The organism is Pseudoalteromonas sp. THAF3 (genome assembly GCF_009363775.1).
GTDB classification, from domain to species: Bacteria; Pseudomonadota; Gammaproteobacteria; order Enterobacterales; family Alteromonadaceae; genus Pseudoalteromonas; species Pseudoalteromonas ruthenica.
This window is the reverse complement of record NZ_CP045418.1, coordinates 1,039,137-1,058,551: the sequence shown is the minus strand read 5'-3', so window position 1 is coordinate 1,058,551 and position 19,415 is coordinate 1,039,137. Positions and strand designations below refer to the sequence as shown.

The 19,415-nt window shown below is 47.9% G+C and carries 20 protein-coding genes; 8 read left to right on the top strand and 12 right to left on the bottom strand.

Translation table 11 applies throughout. The features are described 5' to 3' along the window. Entirely contained in the window at positions 1 to 231 is a 231-nt protein-coding gene (locus FIU82_RS04845) for a helix-turn-helix transcriptional regulator (protein ID WP_045978285.1), read from the bottom strand. A 183-nt stretch (positions 232 to 414) separates the two neighbouring features. Between FIU82_RS04845 and FIU82_RS04840 the strand changes: the two genes are divergently transcribed. Then, positions 415 to 1,587, top strand: a complete 1,173-nt coding sequence (locus FIU82_RS04840; RefSeq protein WP_152440479.1) for an acyltransferase family protein — start codon at positions 415 to 417, stop codon at positions 1,585 to 1,587. 66 nt (positions 1,588 to 1,653) lie between these two features. Here the strand turns inward: FIU82_RS04840 and FIU82_RS04835 are convergent, their stop codons facing one another. The 5 genes from FIU82_RS04835 to ilvY all read right to left on the bottom strand — a co-directional run bounded on the left by FIU82_RS04835 (position 1,654) and on the right by ilvY (position 5,855). Next, positions 1,654 to 2,910: a cell wall metabolism sensor histidine kinase WalK gene (locus tag FIU82_RS04835; RefSeq protein WP_152440478.1), complete on the bottom strand. Its 1,257-nt coding sequence runs from the start codon at positions 2,908 to 2,910 to the stop codon at positions 1,654 to 1,656. 5 nt (positions 2,911 to 2,915) lie between these two features. Then, positions 2,916 to 3,608, bottom strand: a complete 693-nt coding sequence (locus FIU82_RS04830; RefSeq protein WP_152440477.1) for a response regulator — start codon at positions 3,606 to 3,608, stop codon at positions 2,916 to 2,918. Positions 3,609 to 3,623: 15 nt separating this feature from the next. Next, positions 3,624 to 4,004, bottom strand: a complete 381-nt coding sequence (locus FIU82_RS04825; RefSeq protein WP_152440476.1) for a DUF3019 domain-containing protein — start codon at positions 4,002 to 4,004, stop codon at positions 3,624 to 3,626. Position 4,005: 1 nt separating this feature from the next. Next, positions 4,006 to 4,839 carry a MipA/OmpV family protein gene (locus tag FIU82_RS04820; protein ID WP_152440475.1) on the bottom strand — a complete coding sequence of 278 codons (834 nt, stop codon included), beginning with the start codon at positions 4,837 to 4,839 and terminating at the stop codon, positions 4,006 to 4,008. A gap of 131 nt (positions 4,840 to 4,970) precedes the next feature. Then, positions 4,971 to 5,855 (bottom strand): HTH-type transcriptional activator IlvY, encoded by an 885-nt coding sequence (gene ilvY / locus FIU82_RS04815; RefSeq protein WP_022945731.1) that lies wholly within the window; start codon positions 5,853 to 5,855, stop codon positions 4,971 to 4,973. A 132-nt stretch (positions 5,856 to 5,987) separates the two neighbouring features. Here ilvY and ilvC point away from each other — a divergent pair, with 132 nt between their 5' ends. The 4 genes from ilvC to FIU82_RS04795 all read left to right on the top strand — a co-directional run bounded on the left by ilvC (position 5,988) and on the right by FIU82_RS04795 (position 11,623). Next, positions 5,988 to 7,460, top strand: a complete 1,473-nt coding sequence (gene ilvC / locus FIU82_RS04810; protein ID WP_022945732.1) for a ketol-acid reductoisomerase — start codon at positions 5,988 to 5,990, stop codon at positions 7,458 to 7,460. Between the two features lie 103 nt (positions 7,461 to 7,563). Then, entirely contained in the window at positions 7,564 to 9,477 is a 1,914-nt protein-coding gene (locus tag FIU82_RS04805; protein ID WP_152440474.1) for a methyl-accepting chemotaxis protein, read from the top strand. Positions 9,478 to 9,581: 104 nt separating this feature from the next. Further along, complete coding sequence (locus FIU82_RS04800) at positions 9,582 to 10,751, top strand: tetratricopeptide repeat protein (RefSeq protein WP_152440473.1); 1,170 nt, start codon at positions 9,582 to 9,584, stop codon at positions 10,749 to 10,751. Further along, the gene (locus FIU82_RS04795) at positions 10,748 to 11,623 is read left to right on the top strand and encodes a M28 family peptidase (protein ID WP_152440472.1); all 876 of its coding nucleotides are present in this window, start codon (positions 10,748 to 10,750) and stop codon (positions 11,621 to 11,623) included. Before FIU82_RS04800 ends, FIU82_RS04795 begins: the two co-directional genes overlap by 4 nt. Here FIU82_RS04795 and FIU82_RS04790 read toward each other — a convergent pair. Then, positions 11,592 to 11,939 carry a GIY-YIG nuclease family protein gene (locus tag FIU82_RS04790; protein WP_152440471.1) on the bottom strand — a complete coding sequence of 116 codons (348 nt, stop codon included), beginning with the start codon at positions 11,937 to 11,939 and terminating at the stop codon, positions 11,592 to 11,594. The two genes, FIU82_RS04795 and FIU82_RS04790, sit on opposite strands and share 32 nt — an antisense overlap. Before the next feature lie 69 nt (positions 11,940 to 12,008). Between FIU82_RS04790 and FIU82_RS04785 the strand changes: the two genes are divergently transcribed. Further along, complete coding sequence (locus tag FIU82_RS04785) at positions 12,009 to 12,371, top strand: outer membrane protein assembly factor BamE (RefSeq protein ID WP_022945736.1); 363 nt, start codon at positions 12,009 to 12,011, stop codon at positions 12,369 to 12,371. A 77-nt stretch (positions 12,372 to 12,448) separates the two neighbouring features. Here the strand turns inward: FIU82_RS04785 and FIU82_RS04780 are convergent, their stop codons facing one another. From FIU82_RS04780 to FIU82_RS04770, 3 genes are read right to left on the bottom strand one after another with little or no spacing between them, the layout of a single operon-like run. Beyond that, a complete protein-coding gene (locus tag FIU82_RS04780; RefSeq protein WP_152440470.1) occupies positions 12,449 to 13,009 on the bottom strand; it encodes a YdcF family protein in 561 nt (186 codons plus the stop codon). Next, the gene (locus FIU82_RS04775) at positions 12,990 to 13,310 is read right to left on the bottom strand and encodes an RnfH family protein (RefSeq protein WP_152440469.1); all 321 of its coding nucleotides are present in this window, start codon (positions 13,308 to 13,310) and stop codon (positions 12,990 to 12,992) included. Before FIU82_RS04775 ends, FIU82_RS04780 begins: the two co-directional genes overlap by 20 nt. Beyond that, positions 13,307 to 13,750, bottom strand: a complete 444-nt coding sequence (locus FIU82_RS04770) for a type II toxin-antitoxin system RatA family toxin (RefSeq protein WP_022945739.1) — start codon at positions 13,748 to 13,750, stop codon at positions 13,307 to 13,309. Before FIU82_RS04770 ends, FIU82_RS04775 begins: the two co-directional genes overlap by 4 nt. A 147-nt stretch (positions 13,751 to 13,897) precedes the next feature. Between FIU82_RS04770 and smpB the strand changes: the two genes are divergently transcribed. Then, entirely contained in the window at positions 13,898 to 14,380 is a 483-nt protein-coding gene (gene smpB / locus FIU82_RS04765) for an SsrA-binding protein SmpB (RefSeq protein WP_022945740.1), read from the top strand. Between the two features lie 400 nt (positions 14,381 to 14,780). Then, positions 14,781 to 17,381 (top strand): TonB-dependent receptor, encoded by a 2,601-nt coding sequence (locus FIU82_RS04760; protein WP_138547826.1) that lies wholly within the window; start codon positions 14,781 to 14,783, stop codon positions 17,379 to 17,381. A gap of 55 nt (positions 17,382 to 17,436) precedes the next feature. On the opposite strand, the gene FIU82_RS04755 is transcribed toward FIU82_RS04760, so the two are convergent. Together FIU82_RS04755 and FIU82_RS04750 are read right to left on the bottom strand one after the other, a co-directional pair. Then, a complete protein-coding gene (locus FIU82_RS04755; RefSeq protein ID WP_138508802.1) occupies positions 17,437 to 18,993 on the bottom strand; it encodes an AbgT family transporter in 1,557 nt (518 codons plus the stop codon). 143 nt (positions 18,994 to 19,136) lie between these two features. Then, positions 19,137 to 19,415, bottom strand: a complete 279-nt coding sequence (locus FIU82_RS04750; protein WP_022945743.1) for a YfcL family protein — start codon at positions 19,413 to 19,415, stop codon at positions 19,137 to 19,139.

Below are 19,415 nucleotides of genomic sequence, written 5' to 3'. Positions count from 1 at the left end.
TTATTTATCATTATCTAAGTAATCAGCATCACGCTCGTAGACCAAAATATCACCGGGCTGACAGTGCAATACATCACAGATCGCAGCCAAGGTGCTAAAGCGAATCGCCTTTACTTTGCCATTTTTGAGTAAAGATAAGTTGGTCATCGAAATGCCTATTCTTTGCGACAATTCCGTGAGTGACATCTTTTTCTTTGCTAACTCAACATCAAGGTTTATGCGTATTTTCATGCTGACTAAATTACGACCAAAAACAATGTTTGTCAAAACATATTTTATGTTAAACGTAAAACAACTAGGATTAGGCTGATCGAGGGAGGTTCATTTTCAATGACAAAAGCGTGGTTCAGCAGTGGTCATACACGCCCACTCGGTGTTAGCATTAAAGGAACAGGGAAATGTTAGGAATGTCGAATGCAGCAGCGTTTTCATTATATTGATAATTTACGGGGCTTAGCGTTATTACTTGGCGTCGTGTTCCACGCCGCCTTGGCCTATGGCCCTTATTTTCACAATATGTGGCTGAGTGTCGACACCAATAAACATGTGCTGTTTGACTATCTCGCCATGTGGACACACCTATTTCGCATGCCACTTTTTTTTGTTATCGCTGGGTTCTGTGCCGCTATTTTAGTGACTAAACGCGGCAATGGTCATTTTATTCGCAACCGCTCCAAGCGTGTGCTGCTACCCTTTGTTATTTTTTTGCCACTGACGCTGCTGGTGCTATTTCAATTAATGGTATGGGGAGCAGAGTTCAGTGATCATCCCCCACCGTTAGTAAATCTGTTGATGGCCGTGAAAGAGCCGCAGATCAACACTATGCATCTATGGTTTTTATGGTACTTGATGCAATTCTGTGCACTGTTTTGGTTGCTGAATAAAAGTCAGCGGTTAATAAGCAAGTTGCTTGAGGTGGTTGTTAATCCGGTATTTATAGTGGTTGCGTTACCCGTTGTAATAAGTGCTGGGATGGCTCACTTAGTCGTGCCCTTCCCTGCACCCCACACCTTACAGCCGCAACTTTGGGCTTATTGCACCTATGGGCTTTTGTTTATGCTAGGTGCAAGTTTATACCATCACCACAATACCGTATTAGCTGCGCTGCGTTATTTTAAGCCGCTCGTGCTCGTTGCCTGTTTAACCGTGGGCGCGTATTTTTACCTATTACCTGAAGCACCGAGCCTTGAGCAAGTAAGGATTGCCGTAAATACCGGTGAAACTCGCGTAGCGCATATCAACCTGTTGTTAGTTGTAGTACAAACCCTCGCCATATTAAGCTGCACCGCTGTGGCATATTTAGCGGGCTATCGCTGGCTGAACCAATACAATGAGTATAGCCGCTACATCTCCGACGCTTCCTATTGGATTTACCTTATGCACATTCCAGTATTAATGTGCGTGCAAATACCACTCAGCAATACCCTACTTCCAGCCTTAGCCAAGTTTACTATTTCACTTAGTACCACGTTGTTGATAGGTTTTATCAGCTACCATTTCGGCGTGAGATATACCGTGCTGGGGATGTTGTTAAATGGCACCAAGGCAACGCCTATGCAAAGCAAGGCGATGGATTCACCGCGCTAGAAGGTATCTGCCGTAGCTCTTGTTGTGCTAATACCGCAAGGCGAGTAAGGCAAGGTCTGTATTTGGCTAGTCTAAGCCAAGGGTTTTGCCTTTGATAAACGGTAATATGATGGTAAACCGTGCACCGCCGAGTGGACTGTCGTCGACACTGATTTCGCCTTGGTGCCAATGAACAATTTTGCCACATATAGCCAAACCAAGGCCGTAGCCCCCAGTGCGTTTATCACGGCTTTTATCCAAGCGAATGAATGGCTTAAAGATATCTGCTCGTTTACTATCAGGGATCCCCTCGCCATCATCTTCGACACTGATGATACATTGCTCCTCGCTGGCTTGGAGGCGCACTTCTATACGACTGTGGGCATGTTTAATGGCGTTGCCTAAAATATTTTGAAATGCACGGCTGATAAAGTGTGGATCGCAACGATACAAATTAGGCTGCTCATAAATTACTGAGATTGCAATTGCGCTGTCAAAATTGAGCTTGTCTACCAGTGATTCCATCAGCTCATTCAAATCCACTAGATGAGATTCTAGACTCGGACTTTGCGCGTCCAAGCGCGCATAATGCAGCATTTCACTGACTAAATTTTCCAGCTCGGTAACATCACCGGTCATCGACTGCACATACTTGCGCTGTTTTTCATCGGCGCCCTGCTCAACCATTGCCAAGGCAAATTTAAGACGCGCTAGAGGGGTGCGAAACTCATGGGATACGGAGGATGTCAGTTCACGTTGTGCGTCTAGCAAGCTGTGAATACGTCGCTGCATCACTTGCAGCGCATCGGTAATGGGCAATAAAAACGAGCGGCCAATGTCACTGACCTGAAACTCGCGGCGGCCATCCACTTCGGCACAGGCTTCGCTGAGCTTATTAAAATCCCGCCACAACATGAAGCTCCAAAGCCCCACCGGCGCACCAACAACCAAGAGCACTAACAGGTACGGCCAAAAGAAGCCTTCTTTTTCAGGCTTTTCCAAGCGTACGGGTCCCACTTGTAGAAGCTGTAAGTCGCCTACAGGGACATACCAAATAAGATGCTCATTGGCGTCATACACATGCACAGCTTCTTTGTTATCGATCCGAGTTTGTAGCTCAACAGGCAAGGCAATGGCACCACTGTCGATGGTGCGCATAGGATAGTGACTTTGGATATATTGACGCCCTAATGGGCTTTGTGCCAGCGCTTTGAAGTTATGGCCTAACTCCAACGCTAACGGAGTCGATTGTTCATCAACGGGCCACAGGCGCTCGATTACGCCGGTCACCAACACTAAGGATACAATGATATATAGATAAAGGCTGACGAACAGTTTGCCCAAATTAGTTATTCACTCCACGCATCGCTTACAAACAGGTACCCCTGACCCCATACCGTTTTTATTCTATAGGGTTTATCACTATTATCACCTAGTTTTTTGCGTAATCGTGAAATTCGTACATCAACAGTTCTATCTAAACCATCATACTGACGGCCAATCATTTGTTCGTGTACATATTCGCGGCTCAGTACATCACCAGCATTGCTTGCCAGTAACCACAATAGCTCGAACTCATGAGAGGTCAGCGATACTTCCTGCCCTTTCAACGTCACAATGCGGCTATTTTTATCAATTTTCAGCTCGCCAAAGGTGACAGTTTGCACGCTTTTATCTTGCTCTTGGGTGCGTCTTAGAAGTGCGGTAATACGCGCCAGCAGCACCCGAGGCTCAGCAGGTTTTATCACATAGTCATCTGCACCTAGCTCAAGACCGATGACCTGGTCAAAATCTTCGCCTTTGGCGGTCAACATTAAAATGGGTAGCGCGTACTTATCACGTACTTCGCGGCACACAGTGAAGCCATCCTTGCCTGGCAGCATGACATCTAAAATCATTAAATCCACCTTGTGTTTACTAAGGTAGTCCATCACCTCATCACCGCGAGACAGCACTGCGACATGTAAATTATTCTGTTGCAGATAGTCTCGGGTTAGCTCTTGTAGAGCCAAATCGTCCTCAACTAAGAGTATGTTCGCCATGTGCCAACTCCTGAATTAAAAAAAACTCCACACCGAACGTAAGCGCCGACGCGAGCTTTGCATCGTTTGCAGTTCCAGTTGGGTATCTACGACTAATTCGCCGGTTTGTGCATGGGTAAGGGAGTATATGGCCGGTAACTGAACCTTGGCTTTATAATGCCACTGCCCTTGCCGCTGGTCTTGCCAGCATTGCAAGGTTCGCTCGTTCTCGCGCAAGCACACCGGCATCGCTTGCGGTAGTTGCCAGCGGATATGCATGGCCGTTTCGCACGCCTGCCCCTTTTCGGCAACCACACAGTATTGCGGAGCAATCACCAAAGCCGTATCACTTAGCGTAAGCGTACTGCTAAGTGATACGGCATTAACTAAGATCGCTGCAAAAACGGCGCTGATCATATTAAAACACGTGCTTGAGGCCAATAAAGGCCGTTACTGCGCTCGACTCCTCAAACAAGGGACTATCATTGGCCAGGCTATGGTAGTCAATATAACCCACATGAAAGCGCAGCGCATTGCGCTTATTCAATATAAAGCTGACATCAATGTTGGCGTAGGGCTGTAAAGTGCTGCCTAGGCTCAACGCATCTAGCCCGGTCACCTCTTGCTGTTGTAGGCCATAAAAGTAGGTATTCATTTCTGCATTAGCGTACTTGATACCCACCGTCGGTTCGACGATCCACCGCTGCATACGATAACTGTTACGCCAACTAATATCCGCGCGCCAACCATTATAGACACTGGTGGTATCCGCCAGCGCATTAACGGTGACTTGCCCGGCGCTGGAAAAGTAATGGTACTCCAAGCCTACGTCTAATGCCCACTGACGCTTTCGTACATCGTGAATATCAACGACCCGTGGGCCATCCATCTCTATACTAGTGAAAGAATTCCCTTGTAAAGCGAAGACGCGGCTCGGGTGCCAATCAACAAAAAAACGGGTCTCAGGGTTAAATTCAGTGACGACACTAAGCACATGTTCGGAGTGTTCAACAAAGGTGTAGCCTAGTTGCGCATTGTCAAAATACCAAGACTCGCCATAGTATGCGATATCGGGGATAAGTATTAACGGCAGATTATCACCACCATGAAGTGGATTGGTCATGCTGCCGTAGCCGATGTTAGCGCCTACATGCCACTGATTTAGCGCGACTTCCTCACCTTGTGCCGACGGCGCGCTAAACACCGCAGCGATCAGAAACATAGCCAATAGTCGACTGTGCGTGCCAAGCATAGATCACCCCTAAATTAAACATCTCGACATGCTAGCAACACCCTTTTAACAGATCAGCAATAATTACAATCATTCACAAATTGCGTCCTTTTAATCACGCTTATAGAACCGACAGTGAATGCACTTAGGCATTATTTCAGTTGCGCCGCCAATTGCCAACATGCACCGAGTACTGATTCACTTAAACGGCGCTGTTGTGCGACTAAACCTATTTCAAAGGGCGGTGGCGCATCGTCCACATTTAAGATCTGCACGCTCTGTGCAAATGGGCTATTTTCTAACACCACCTGAGGAATTAGCGCAACACCCAACCCCAAAGATACCATAGAGACCAACGCCTCGTGACCGCTGACTTGCGCATAAATAGGCGGTTGTATACGCCGCTTTCGCCACCAGCTGATTAGTCGGGTACGGTTCTCTCCTTGCTCAGGAATAATAAAAGGCAGTTGCTGCCAAGGAATGGAAGGTGAGTTAGCCACTTGACGACTGATATCGCACGGTGTTTTAGGAGCAATAAATACTAATTGCGACCACCCTAGGCGGCGAAAGGCAATTTGCGCGGGTAACTTCGCTGGTTTAGCGGCGATAGCCATATCTTCATGGTGATCCAACACACGTTCTAACGCATAAGCAGGGTCTCCGGTATGCAGCTTTACTTCGACTCCGCAATAACGTTCGCGCACAGCACTTAATAACGGGTGTAAAAAACTATACGCGGCACTGACCGAGCAATAAATACTCAGCGCTCCTTGAAGCTCCTTCGCACCATGTAAACTAGCCTTTAGCTGTTGCCACTGCATCAACGTATTTTTCGCGTAGGTGATGAAATGCTCACCGGCATCGCTCAGCGCCACTTGACGATTGTCTCTGATAAACAACTTGGCACCTAACAGCTGCTCTAACTGCTTTATATTACGACTCAGCGTCGGTGCACTGATATAGCAGCGTTCACTGGCACGGCCAAAATGCAAGGTCTCCGCCAAGGCTAAAAAATATTCCAACTGTTTATGATGCATATCACTTTCCAGCATTTCATATTATGAAACACAGTAATACAAATATATCATTTTACGCAATATAAAAAGTGACCTACATTCTCTAGCAATGACTTTTCAAAGTGCAGCAATTTTTTATTCAAGGATTTAACCATGGCAAACTATTTCAATACCCTGTCTCTGCGAGAGCAATTGGCTCAATTAGGTCAATGCGAATTTATGGACAGCAGTGAGTTCAGCGACGGTGTCGATGCATTAGTAGGTAAGAAGCTCGTGATTGTCGGTTGTGGTGCGCAGGGACTCAACCAAGGCCTTAATCTCCGTGACTCAGGTTTGAATGTAAGCTATGCACTGCGTGATTCTGCTATTGAACAACAGCGTCAATCATTTTTAAATGCCAGTGAAAACGGCTTTATCGTCGGGACTTACGAGGAACTGATCCCAGACGCTGATTTAGTGCTTAACCTAACGCCAGATAAGCAACATAGCAGCGTCGTGGAAAAGGTCATGCCACTGATGAAACAAGGCGCAACTTTGGCCTATTCTCATGGCTTTAATATCGTTGAGGAAGGTCAACAAATTCGCGATGACATCACCGTGATCATGGTGGCACCGAAATGCCCTGGCTCTGAGGTACGAGAGGAATACAAACGTGGTTTTGGTGTCCCCACACTCATTGCTGTACACCCAGAAAATGACCCTGAAGGCAAAGGTTTAACACAAGCGAAGGCCTATGCGGCAGGCACCGGAGGCGATCGCGCTGGGGTGCTGCTGTCTTCTTTTGTCGCTGAGGTAAAATCCGATTTGATGGGCGAGCAAACTATTTTGTGTGGCATGTTACAAACCGGTTCACTATTGTGCTTTGATAAAATGGTCGAAAAAGGCATTGACGCTGGTTACGCATCCAAGCTCATCCAATATGGCTGGGAAGTGATCACTGAAGCCCTCAAACATGGTGGCGTTACCAACATGCTGGACCGCTTAAGTAACCCTGCCAAGCTGAAAGCCTTTGCTCTAAGCGAGGAGCTAAAAACGATTATGCGCCCGCTTTATAACAAGCACATGGATGACATTATCAGCGGCGAATTTTCCAAAGGCATGATGGCCGATTGGGCCGAAGACGACACTAAATTACTTAATTGGCGTGAGCAAACAGCGCAATCCGCCTTTGAAAAACAACAAAATAGTGACGTGGAAATAGCTGAACAAGAGTTTTTCGACAACGGGATTTTAATGGTCGCCATGGTGAAAGCCGGCGTTGAGCTGGCGTTCGAAACGATGACTGCAGCGGGTATCAAAGCAGAGTCTGCGTATTATGAATCACTGCATGAAACACCATTGATAGCCAACACCATCGCACGGAAGAAGCTCTACGAAATGAACCGCACTATCTCTGATACGGCAGAGTATGGCTGCTACCTATACAACCATGCTTGCTTGCCATTACTGCAACCCTTTATGGCGAATATTGACACCGACGTCATCGGTCGAGGCCTAGATAGCCAAGATTTAGGCGTTGATAACCAAGCGCTGATCCAAGTCAATGATGCACTGCGCGCTCACCCGGTCGAGCAAGTTGGTGGCGTACTGCGAGGCTATATGTCGGCCATGAAGAAAATTGTATAACCCTTTCGCTTGTTAGAAGCCAAGCCCAGCTGCTTTGCACTGGGCTTTTTTTATTGCAGCGGGTAGAATTATCTTAACCTACTTATTGTTGCCCTAAAGTTGTATGAAGCTAGCTCAACTCACAATTCGCCAAAAAGTCACGCTACTGGCCTCGTTTATTGCCATCGTAGTGGCAGCCATTATTGGCTCCATTTCACTGTATAGTGCTAAACAGGCTATTGCCGAGCGCATGCTCCACTCCGAGTTACCCGCTAAAGTAGAAGCCATTAATAACCATATCAGCAACGAGATTAACACCCTGCTCAATGCCAGTGAGCAGCTAGCTAGCAGCGCTATGGTGGCGCGTTGGGCGCAAACCCAAGGACGCGCCGATGACGCCCTGCTAATTCAGCAGTTGCAACAAGTCGCACAACAATATGATTTAGCCACTGCCTCTTGGGCTAACCGCAATAGCGGCGAATACTGGAATCAAGACGGCTTTTTACGCGTCCTCACTACTGAGCAAGACGGTTGGTTTTTCGCTTTTAAAGACAGCGCACAGCCCCGTTCTATCAGCATTTATCAAGAAGCCCCAGGGGATGTGAAAATGTTCGTCAATTACCAGCAAGTGGGCGGACTTGGACTGTCTGGCCTGGCGAAAAGTATTGATGACATGCAGCAGATGCTCGAGCGCTTCACAATCGAAAAGTCTGGCTTTGTGTATGTAGTTAACAGCCAAGGCTTAGTGCAGCTGCACCCTGACGCAGCACTGGTCGCCAAAGCCACACTAGAAGATATCTATCAACAACCAGTAAGCACAGCGCTACTGGGCAATGAGTTTGCGATCACTGAACTCAACCTGCATCAAAGTGACTACTTTGTTGCCGCCAGCCCTATCACTAATACCGATTTGTACGTTATTGCCCAAGTCCCTGCGGATGAAGTCTTTGCCAGTGTCAATGCGCTAATGTGGCAGATTGTTATGATTTCCATCGTCGTTGCAGCGTTAATGTGTGTGGCTGGGTTTGTATTAGCAACGAATATTACTGCCCCCATTAAAGACATCGCTCGACGCTTTATTGAGCTTGGGCAAGGGCAAGCACGCTTGGATCATCGCTTTGATACCCTGCGTCAACCCGAGCTGCGCGAGCTCACCAGCGGATTTAATGAGTTTTTATCGAAAATAGACAATGCGATTAAAGCGGTCGCACAGCAAAGCCAGCAGGTTGGCCACAGCGCTAGCGAGTTGCGCCAGCAAGCCGGTGCTCAAGCCAGTTCGCTAGAGGAACAAAAGCAGCAAACAATCAGTGTAGCAACGGCTGCAAACCAAATGGAAGCCACGGTTGCAGAGATAGCCAACAATGCCGCTAGTGCAGCCTCGCTCACTGCCGAAGGGCAACAGCATAATGAGTTTAATCGTACCCAGGTAGCCGATGCACTGGCACAAATAAACAGCCTCGCCCAAGGCGTAGAGCAAATGAGCGAAGAGCTGCAAGAGTTAGTCGCCAAAACCTCAGAAATATCCGATGTGGTCAGTGCCATAACGGGAATATCCGAGCAAACTAACTTACTGGCGCTAAACGCAGCGATTGAGTCTGCCCGCGCTGGTGAACACGGCCGAGGCTTTGCCGTTGTCGCTGATGAAGTGCGCGCGTTAGCAAGTAGAACGTCTAGCTCCACGGCACAGATTCAACGCACTATCGATAGCCTTAACGACTCTGCCAACAATATGGTGGCGCGTATGGAGCAAGCCCGTTCAGGCGCGCTGCGCAGTGTTGAAATTATGGAGCAAAGCAGCACCCTGCTAAATGATAACGCCAAAGCTAGCGAACAAATTAACGACATTACCACGATTATTGCCACCGCGACGGAAGAGCAAAGCTCGGTAATGAGTGATGTGAGCCGACAAGTTGAACTGATCAGCAGTGCCAGTGACGCTATCGCCATGCAAAGCGCCGATGTGAAAGCCACAGTCACGACCTTGCACGAATGTGCAGAGCAGCTTGATGCGTTAGTGGCAAGCTTTGATAAGCGCTAACACTCATCATTTGTAACAATTTAGCGCCCTAATGCTTGCCTCTCGGTCTATAATTGATCAATATGTTGTTGATTGTAGACCGAGGTTTTCGGTAGGAGGTAACAATGCGGTGCTTATCTTTGCTGGCCTTTATATTGTTGTTGGCAGGCTGTAGCAGTACTGAGCAATCACACCTGCCACCGCCGCCGGTGAATTTGACCTACCACCCCGAGCTTCAAGCCTTGCCTGTTGAAAGCATGGACGATATTTTCAACCTCAACAGCGATATGAAAGCACAACTCAATCAAGCCTTCGCTTCGCGTTTTGGTGATTTAAGTGCAACCAAGCGCTTAATTATGTTCTTACTCAATAATGGCGATAAGAGTTTGCGTTATCAAAGTGGTGCTACGCTGACTGCTCAGCAAACCTATAACCAGCTCAACGCTAATTGCTTATCCTTGTCTATTTTGGCCTTCAGTATGGCCGAGCATTTAGACTTAGAAGGTGAATTTCAACGCGTCCATATCCCCGAGTATTGGGCCCTCGACAAAGGCTACAACCTGCTCACCGGCCATATCAACTTAAAATTACGCATGCCAAAAGTGCGCCGCAGCGATGTCATTAACCTTTATGACAACCAAGGCGCTATGCTGGTTGACTTTGCGCCAGATATCTCCGGTGACAACTTCAAAACCACAACCATCAGCAAAGAGCGTGTAGCAGCAATGTTTTATAACAATAAAGGGGCGGCGGCGTTGGTGAATAACAAGCGTAACGAGGCGTTCAGTTATTTCCTGGCAGCTACACAGATGGACCCAAGCTACTCTGGCGGGTGGGGTAATCTCGGTATCTTATTTCGAGTGATCGAGGATTATCAGCGCGCCGAACAAGCGTATGACTATGCCTTATTAGCCGATGCGAACAATAATACAGCAGCGGGTAATTTAGCCATCTTGTATCAACTTACTGGGCGTCAGCAACAGGCTCAAGAAATTGAAACCGCGTTGGCAAATAAACGCAAAACTAACCCTTATTACCAAGTGGCCCTTGGCAATGAAGACATTGTGAAGAAACAATATAGCCAAGCTTTAGCGCATTTCCGCAAGGCCCGTGAGTTAGACGGGCGCATGCATGAGAGCTACTTTGGACTGGCGCGTACCTATTACCTTATGGGCGATATCAAGGCCGCACGCAAGCACCTCACAATGGCACATCAGCGCGCGCAGTTTAAGTATGATAAAGAACGCTATCGCGGTAAGCTGGCAGCGCTGAATTTAGTTGCCAGTAATCGATGAGCAAATACGGATGGCTTATTTTGATGTTGTCGCTGAGCTCTGGCGCTTCAGCGACAAACTGGCAAGATGATATCGCCTATTTATCTAGCCCGGCATTGGCGGGACGAAAAACAGGCTCAGCGCCGAGTAAGCTCGCTCAACAGTATATTGTTCAGCGTCTGACCGAGCTAGGTTATCGCACTGAACGCGCTGGTTTCTCTTTTACAAGTGTTTTTTTTGCCAACACTCAAGGCATTAACATCTTTACCAGCGAATGCCAAACCCGCTGTTTAGTGATCAGTGCTCATTATGATCATCTCGGCCGCCATGGTCAGCGCTATTATCCAGGAGCCAACGATAATGCCTCTGGAGTCGCTGCCCTGCTGTACTTAGCGCAGCAACTGCAAGCCATGAAAGAGCAAATTATTTTTGTCGCCTTTGATGGCGAAGAGCAAGGCCTGCATGGGGCCAAGCATTTTGTCGAAACTCAGCCTGCGCAGCGCCTGTATACAAACTTAAACCTCGACATGCTGAATTTAACCAACGCTCGCAGCAGATTGTTCGTATACGCGCCACATAAAATGTGTGCAGCGGCAAAGCAAAGCTTAATCAACAGCCCAGTAAAACTCAGTGTAGTGCGCTCGGGAAGAAGCATTAATCGTCGCTTGGGGAAAAACATCACCGATTGGCGCCGGGCCAGTGATCACTATGCCTTTTTGCGCCGAGGGATTGCGGCAATATTTATAACCGCAGCAGAAGATAAGCATTACCACAGCCCTGAAGATACCTTCGAGCATATCAACAAAGCGCGTTATCAAGCTACACTGCCTATGCTAGCGCAGTTTAGTCGCGCTCTACTCACTAGGCAGTGTCAGGCTGTAGCGCATCCATAATAGCCGCCGCATAATTATCGGTAGTGGCGATAAAATGGGCTTTCATTGCGCGACGCATTTTTTTTACTTGCCATTCTAGCTTACAGGCGTCACTGCGTGAGCCAACTGGAGTCGCAAAAATGAGTGATAACGGTCCTTTGCCACGTAAATTCTTAGCCCCTTTACCCTGCTGATGAGCCGCAAAGCGTTTTACAACGTCGTTACTCACGCCTGTGTACCAATGGTTATGACGTGTCTGTACGATATATAACCACCACCACTGATGACTTTCACTTTCTATAAAACTATTTGCCTTCGCGGCGGTCTGATGTAGCATTTGACGCTTTACCTTCAGTGCACAATAGGTATCATGCTAACAATAATTAATAAGGACTGATAAACGAACATGCAGTGGTTAAAACCGTATTCGCTGGCCGTAGCCGTAGTTTTGTCATGCAGTATTCTAAGCGCATGCTCTAGTTGGGTCTACCGCATTAACATTCCCCAAGGGAACTTTTTAGAGCAATCTGACGTGGATCAGCTTCGCGTTAATATGACCCGCGAGCAAGTGTTGTTCGTGTTGGGTAAACCAGTTGCCGAAGATGCGTTCGACGACGACACTTGGCACTATCTATATGTATTTAACTTGGGCCGTAAAAACGAACAACGCAAGCAGCTTACGCTTGAATTTGAAGACCAAAAACTCGCCCGAGTTATCTCTGACGACTACGAGCAACCAGAACAATTTAACACTCCTTTGGAGCAATAAACGCTCATAGGTGATACGTAATAGGCTGACAACTTGGACTCTTACGTTGTAAAAACGCGGCTTTCATGCCGCGTTTTTTAATTCCCTGCTCGCCAAGCGGCAATGTTACGCAGCTCCCGAGCCATAACCTTTCGTTCATGAACCAGCAATGCCTGATATTGGCTCGCACTCACAGGCGTTTTGCAACCATGGTAAGTTCGTCTGTACTGGCTATATAAAGCGTCAAAAATGCTCGCGACTCGTGCTAGATGAAAACCAGAAGTAACGATGTGTAAGCGAGCCTTTGCATGGCTTGCCAACACTGGCTGACTAAGCAATGCATCCTCAAAGGTAAAGCGGCTCATCGTTGGCGCAAGCAGTGCCTTGCGCTCGACGCCCTGGGTTATTAAATGCTGCTGTTGAAGCGCACTATGAGCCCAGGGTGATTGATTAAAGTGCTCCCCAAAGCCACCGGTGCACAGCACATGCGTCTGACCTTGGCTATTTAAACGATGATAGAGTTTAGCCGTATACTCTCCCCGAGCTCGAGCAATGTCACTCAGTTTCCCGAAGCGGTCATTCGGTGCTCCGAGCATAACCACCACGGCGCAAGAAAGTCCGCTATCAGCGCTTTGCGCGCTATTCTTTGACTTTACCACCGGTCACTTTATTGGCGCGCCCCTCTTCTTTGGCTTTCTCCGCACGACGACGGCGAGCCTCTTTGGGGTCAGCAATAAGTGGGCGATAGATTTCTACCCGGTCACCTTGTTTGAGCTCAGTATCAAGCTTGCAGGTGCGGTTCCACACCCCTAAGGTTAAGTTCGCCATGTCAATCTCAGGGCACTTGTCAACGATGCCTGACTTCAACACGGCTTCTTCTGCGGTACTGCCCTTAGGGATCTCCACCCGTAAGATGGTGGCTTTGTCCGGCAGTGCAAACACGACTTCGACTTCAATCATGCCCGCTCCCCATAAACGACCTTGGCCCGTTGGGTAAACGCTTTTACCATATTTTTAGCTACATCATTGAAAATACGGCCAAAGGCCATTTCCACTAGCTTGCTCGCGAACTCAAACTCTAATTTCAGGCTGACCTTGCAAGCATGCTCATCAAGAGGCTTAAAATGCCAATGACCATGTAAGTGCTTAAAAGGGCCATCCACCAGCTGTAAGGCAATGGTATATGCTTGCTCATCGAGCTTGTTTTCTGTGGTAAACCACTTTTTTAAACCGGCCTTGGAAATCTCCAGACCGGCACGCATGGTATTGTCTCCCTGAGCAAAGACTTTCGAGTCGCTACAATGGGGCAAAAACTGCGGGTACGCGTCGACATCATTCACTAAGTCGAACATTTCTTGGCTGCTGTACATGACCAGCGCTGACTTTTCTATCTGGGGCATAACCTCTCCTCACAATAGCCGCAATTCTAGCAAGCTTTCTTGAGCGCCCCAAGTACCCTGTGCAAAACCAGAAAACTCCCTTTATTCATTGAGCGCTAAGCAAAAAAATGATGTAAATACACAGACAATCAGTATAATGGCGACGTTATGGCAAAGAAAAAAACCGCAAAATCGACCTCAAATACCATCGCGCTAAATAAAAAAGCGCGCCATGAGTATTTTTTACACGATAAATTCGAAGCTGGCGTTGAACTACAAGGCTGGGAAGTAAAGAGTATCCGTGCCGGTAAGGTCAATATCTCGGAAACGTATATTCATATTAAAAACGGTGAAGCGTTTTTATTGGGGAGTCAGATTCAGCCCCTTAATAGTGCTTCGACACACACAGTGTGTGATCCGATGCGCTATCGCAAGCTGCTATTGAATAAGCGTGAAATTGACCGTCTTATTGGCGCAACCGAACGCGAAGGGTACTCGCTTGTTGCCACCGCTATGTATTGGAAAAAATGCTGGGTGAAACTGGAGTTCCACCTCGCCAAAGGTAAGAAAATGCACGATAAACGTGCTGATACCAAAGATAAAGATTGGGCTCGAGAAAAAGAGCGCACAATGAAACATAAAGTCAGATAAAAGCGAGCTCTAGCTCGCTTTTTTATTACTCTAGAAATCCCTCTTAAATTCAACACCTTACTTATCACTTTCAGCTGGCATTCAGCTAAATCACTGGTCAATAACAAATTTTATTACAAATTACCCCTAATAGGTCATTGCCAAATTCTTGTAAAGAATGTTAATCCTATGTTGTTTGCTTGATTCACGACAGTCACCCTAACTGATTGTTAATCAACGACGTGTAGACATACTCCATCCCCGTAAATCGGGAAGCTAAAAGGATTCTCTTGGCGACTCCTCACGCATTGACTGAGTATGCAGCCGTTTGCCCACGCCGTTAGGCTTAGGTGTCTCTAGCAAATGTATTTAAGACAACTAAAAGTTTCCCTTTAGGAAACATAACAACAAGGATTTCAGGATGAGAAAGTTTACTCCGTGCACTGTGCGCACTGCCCTAAGCCTCGCTTTAGGCTCTGCTGCGTTATCCCTCCCCTCTGTTGCCAGCGCTAACGAAACCGGTGGTGAAGGTGTAGAACGAATAGAAGTCACTGGCTCGCGTATCAAGCGCACCGATATGGAAGGGCCGTCGCCAGTACAAAGCATTGGTAAAGAAGACATTGCCAATATGGGCTACGACAACTTGCAACAATTGCTAGAACGTATGCCTGTAGCCGGTAACGGCACCTTCTCTACTCGCGGCAACAACCAAGACTCAACCGCAAACGGCGGCGCCGCTGTTAGCTTACGGGGGCTGGGACCGGATGCCACTTTGGTGCTTATTAATGGCCGCCGAGTTGCCATCAGCGCCTTCGCCGAGAGCATCACCAATTCTTTTGTCGATATCAACTCGATTCCAGTATCAGCCATTGAACGTATCGATATCCTTAAGGACGGCGCCTCGGCCATTTATGGCTCAGACGCTGTTGCTGGGGTAGTGAACGTAATCTTGAAAAAAGACATTGAAGGGATTGAAATCAACCTTGGCTACGGAGAAACAACCGGCCCCGATTATGATGAAACCACTGCGAGCTTAGTGTGGGGCACAACCAGTGATAAAGGCAGTGCGTCGGTGATTCTGGACTATTTCAAGAATACCGGTTTAGAGTCAGCGGAAATGGGTAAGCTGGGTACCGCAAACCAAGCGCCTTATGGTGGCATGGATTTTCGTTCATCACGTGGGTTCCCGGGCTACTTTTACGTCAATGGTGAAAAGACTATCGACCCGAACTGTCCACCTGAGAGTGCCACCGCCAGTGGCAGCTGTTTGTTCGACTATGGTCCGTACGGTTTTATCACGCCTCCTGCAGAGCGCGTAGGCGCCATTGCTCAGTTTGATTACAACTTCGATAACGATATCACTGCGTTTTTAGAAATTGCAGCGCAGCACAACACCTCTGAAGCCGGTGGTGCACCAACACCACTTGATGAAGACGCAGGCCTTACCGTTCCGGGCTCCCACCCTAACAACCCGTTCGGACAAGACATTGAAATTGGTCGTTATCGTACTGTTGATGCGGGTCCTCGTCGTTGGGATATCGAGTCTGATACACTGCGCTTTGTAGCTGGCTTGCGCGGTGTGATCAACGACTGGGACTGGGAAGTGGCAGCGCAAAAAGGCCGCTCAAAGTCAGAGCAAACGGGCGATCGCTCTATGGGTTGGGTCCGTGTTGACTTCCTACAGCAGGAGATTGATGCCGGTAACTATAATCCCTTCGGCGGTGTCCAAAACGATCCGGCGGTGATTGACCGCATTACCACCAGCTTAGTGCGCCGTGGTGAGTCGCATATGACCTCTTTTGATGCCAGTATCAGTGGTGAAGCGTTCGAATTTAACGATGCCATGGTGATGATGGCTGCAGGCCTTGAGTACCGTGAAGAAGATGTCAGCGATGTGCCTGACGATCAGTTCCAGCGCGGTCTTATCTTTGGTACTGAGTCCGTCTCTGCCGCTGCAGAGCGCGACCAGTGGGCGGCTTATGTGGAATTCTCCATTCCTCTGCGCGATGACTTAGAGTTGCAATTAGCCGGTCGTCACGATGACTACAGTGACTTTGGCTCCACCACTAACCCTAAGGTTGCCTTGAAATGGGCGCCTAGTGATGAGTTTTCCCTGCGTGGTTCATGGGCACAAGGCTTCCGCGCGCCGTCTTTAGCGCAGATCGGCCTAGGCCCATCAGAAGAAAGCCAATTCTTCGTCGATACCTATCGCTGTCAAGCCACCGGACAAGATTGCGATCTACTTGATTACAATATCGAGTTTGCTGGTAACCCAGACTTAGAAGCTGAAGAGTCTGAGTCTTGGAACGTTGGTGCTATTTGGGCACCCACCACCGATTTAGGTATCTCTGTTGATGTGTGGAGCATTGAACAGGATAACAAAATCGACGAGCAAGACTTCGGTATGATTTACAACACGCACTGTAACGATCAAAACAGCACCGTGTGTGTACGCTTGCCACCGGCCAATGGCGAGGCGCTGGGCGTTATTCAAACCGTCAATAGCACCTTTGAGAACGTCTCGTCACAAGAAGCGTCAGGGGTTGATTTATCAACCAACTACAGCATGGACCTTGCCGACATGGGACTATTGAAGTTCAACCTTGAATGGTCTTACATGCATGAGTTCAACAAAGATGACCGTGAATATATTGGCGAGTACGAGTATCCCAAACACCGTGGCTTGTTTAGCACGAACTGGGAGTTCAACGACTTCAACGTCAATATGAATATCAGCTATATCGGTTCATTCGAGGACACGCCGGATATCGACTTCGATGGTAACCTGGATTTCGACACCGAGACTTCTCGTGATGTTGCCTCGCAAACCCTCGTCGATATTCAAGGTGCTTATCACATCAATGATGCAGTACGCGTATCTGTGGGTGTGAATAACCTCTTTGACGACGAGCCGCCATTTGCCATTGGCGATGGTGATTCTGACCTTTACGGTTATGTATCGTCTATCCATAACCCCCGTGGACGTTACGTATACACCAACTTAACGTGGCGTTTTAACTAAGCCACTCACACAAAAAAGGCCGCGAATATCGCGGCCTTTTTGCTGGGCTCAACCCTTAACCATAGGTATACGAAGATTGAATACCCAATGGAATATCTAAGCCCCAATAGGCTAGCAAGAAGATGCTCCAGCCAATCAAAAAGGCGATAGAGTAAGGCAACATCATCGCTATCAGCGTACCTATACCGGTATTTTTCACATACTTTTGGCAATACACCACCACCAGCGGGAAGTAAGGCATCAATGGCGTAATAATGTTTGAGCTTGAATCACCAACACGATAAGCAGCCTGAGTTAAATCAGGAGAGATATTAAGCTGCATTAACATTGGTACAAAGATAGGCCCAAGTAGTGCCCATTTCGCCGAGCTTGAGCCGACAAACAAGTTTACAAAGCCAGTTAAAAAGATAATACCGACAATAGTCACGCCACTTGGCAAGGACAAGGCTTTCAACACTGCTGCGCCCTCAATCGCCAGTAATGCACCCAGATTAGACTGTGCGAATGCGGCAATAAATAGTGCACAGAAGAACGCCATCACCACATAATACGCCATCCCTTCCATGGCTTTGGTCATCGCCATCACCATGTCTTTTGAGGATTGGAAAGTACCGGCAACAAAGCCATACACCGCCCCTGGGATCCAGAACAATAAGAAAATGAGCGGTACGATGGATTGCATGATTGGTGCGCTAAAATCAGCCAGCTTGCCATTTTCGGCGCGCAGTGGTGAGTCACCTAAACTAGCTACATACGCTAACAGCGCCAAGCCAGCGAGCATCACTGTAGTGGCAATAAAGAAGGCTTTCTTTTCTTTCGAGGTCGCCGTTTCAAAAGCCGGCAATTCATCGGTGTTACCATCAACCGGAGAGTTCTTTAACCGTGGCTCAATAATCTTGTCGGTGATATACCACCCCACCAAGACAATGAAGATACTCGACATTGAGGTAAAGTAGTAATTGTTAAGCGGGTTGATTTCCATTGTTGGGTTAATGATCTGCGCCGCACTTTGGGTAAAGCTTTGTAATAGCGGGTCGATACCTGAGGGAATAAAGTTAGCACTAAAGCCACCGCTCACACCGGCAAATGCCGCTGCGATACCCGCCAATGGGTGACGCCCCATGGCGTAGAAAATAACCCCGGCAAGTGGGATCACTAATACATAGCCGGCGTCTGTCGCGGTATGCGACACAATACCGACCAAAATAATCATCGGTGTAAGTAAGGCTTGCGGAGTGCGTTTAAGCATCAGCTTAATGCCGGTATTGATATAGCCACTGTGCTCAGCAACGCCAACACCGAGCATCGCCACCAGCACCACACCCAGTGGCGCAAAGCCGGTGAAGGTCTTCACCATCGAGGCGAGAAAGCCAGCCAAAGCATCGCCGGTGAGGAGGTTATTAACCACAATAGGCGCATTAGTGCGCGGGTCAATGACATCAAAGGTAACGCCTGAGAATACCCAAGAAAGCACCCAGATCAGTAACATAGAGAACAAGAAAATCATTGCCGGATCGGGCAACTTGTTCCCCACATGCTCAATAGTATTTAAAAAGCGCGCGATAGCGCCAGTTGGTGCAGCTCCTTGCTGGCCACCGTTATTATTATTCATTATCACTCCTTAGCTAAAGCGAGTGCGTGAACATCCGCCACGCAATTTCCACTGTGCAGACTACTGCAAAATGCCCATAAAGGCTATATAGACAAAAACACCAGCTAGCTGGTGTTTTTAGGTATTCGTGTAACGCAATGGGGCTAGTTGGCAAGCGCCTTAACTTGCTCCCAAATCACCACCACATGATCTCGGTCGGTGTCATCCAGCTCACCATTTTGATAGGCCTTCACCAAGCTTTCTTCCACCTGTTGGTTGAGCTCATCTGGGGTTAACGGCAAGTTCTCTACCTGCGCATAACCGACAGCCAAATCAAAGTGGCCGCGCAGATAACCGCCCGCGAAGAGCTGGTCGTCATCGGCATTATCAACCAAATCATCAAAAAACTGCTGTGCCGCATCGACATACTGTGTGTAAGGCAT

Coding starts and splice junctions, on each gene's coding strand:
- FIU82_RS04845 (WP_045978285.1), bottom strand. CDS start 231: ATGAAAATACGCATAAACCTTGATGTTGAGTTAGCAAAGAAAAAGATG.
- FIU82_RS04755 (WP_138508802.1), bottom strand. CDS start 18,993: ATGAATAATAATAACGGTGGCCAGCAAGGAGCTGCACCAACTGGCGCT.
- ilvY (WP_022945731.1), bottom strand. CDS start 5,855: ATGCATCATAAACAGTTGGAATATTTTTTAGCCTTGGCGGAGACCTTG.
- FIU82_RS04795 (WP_152440472.1), top strand. CDS start 10,748: ATGAGCAAATACGGATGGCTTATTTTGATGTTGTCGCTGAGCTCTGGC.
- FIU82_RS04760 (WP_138547826.1), top strand. CDS start 14,781: ATGAGAAAGTTTACTCCGTGCACTGTGCGCACTGCCCTAAGCCTCGCT.
- FIU82_RS04775 (WP_152440469.1), bottom strand. CDS start 13,310: ATGATTGAAGTCGAAGTCGTGTTTGCACTGCCGGACAAAGCCACCATC.
- FIU82_RS04825 (WP_152440476.1), bottom strand. CDS start 4,004: ATGATCAGCGCCGTTTTTGCAGCGATCTTAGTTAATGCCGTATCACTT.
- FIU82_RS04790 (WP_152440471.1), bottom strand. CDS start 11,939: ATGCTACATCAGACCGCCGCGAAGGCAAATAGTTTTATAGAAAGTGAA.
- FIU82_RS04820 (WP_152440475.1), bottom strand. CDS start 4,839: ATGCTTGGCACGCACAGTCGACTATTGGCTATGTTTCTGATCGCTGCG.
- FIU82_RS04830 (WP_152440477.1), bottom strand. CDS start 3,608: ATGGCGAACATACTCTTAGTTGAGGACGATTTGGCTCTACAAGAGCTA.
- smpB (WP_022945740.1), top strand. CDS start 13,898: ATGGCAAAGAAAAAAACCGCAAAATCGACCTCAAATACCATCGCGCTA.
- FIU82_RS04840 (WP_152440479.1), top strand. CDS start 415: ATGCAGCAGCGTTTTCATTATATTGATAATTTACGGGGCTTAGCGTTA.
- FIU82_RS04800 (WP_152440473.1), top strand. CDS start 9,582: ATGCGGTGCTTATCTTTGCTGGCCTTTATATTGTTGTTGGCAGGCTGT.
- FIU82_RS04805 (WP_152440474.1), top strand. CDS start 7,564: ATGAAGCTAGCTCAACTCACAATTCGCCAAAAAGTCACGCTACTGGCC.
- FIU82_RS04785 (WP_022945736.1), top strand. CDS start 12,009: ATGCAGTGGTTAAAACCGTATTCGCTGGCCGTAGCCGTAGTTTTGTCA.
- FIU82_RS04770 (WP_022945739.1), bottom strand. CDS start 13,750: ATGCCCCAGATAGAAAAGTCAGCGCTGGTCATGTACAGCAGCCAAGAA.
- FIU82_RS04750 (WP_022945743.1), bottom strand. CDS start 19,415: ATGCCTTACACACAGTATGTCGATGCGGCACAGCAGTTTTTTGATGAT.
- ilvC (WP_022945732.1), top strand. CDS start 5,988: ATGGCAAACTATTTCAATACCCTGTCTCTGCGAGAGCAATTGGCTCAA.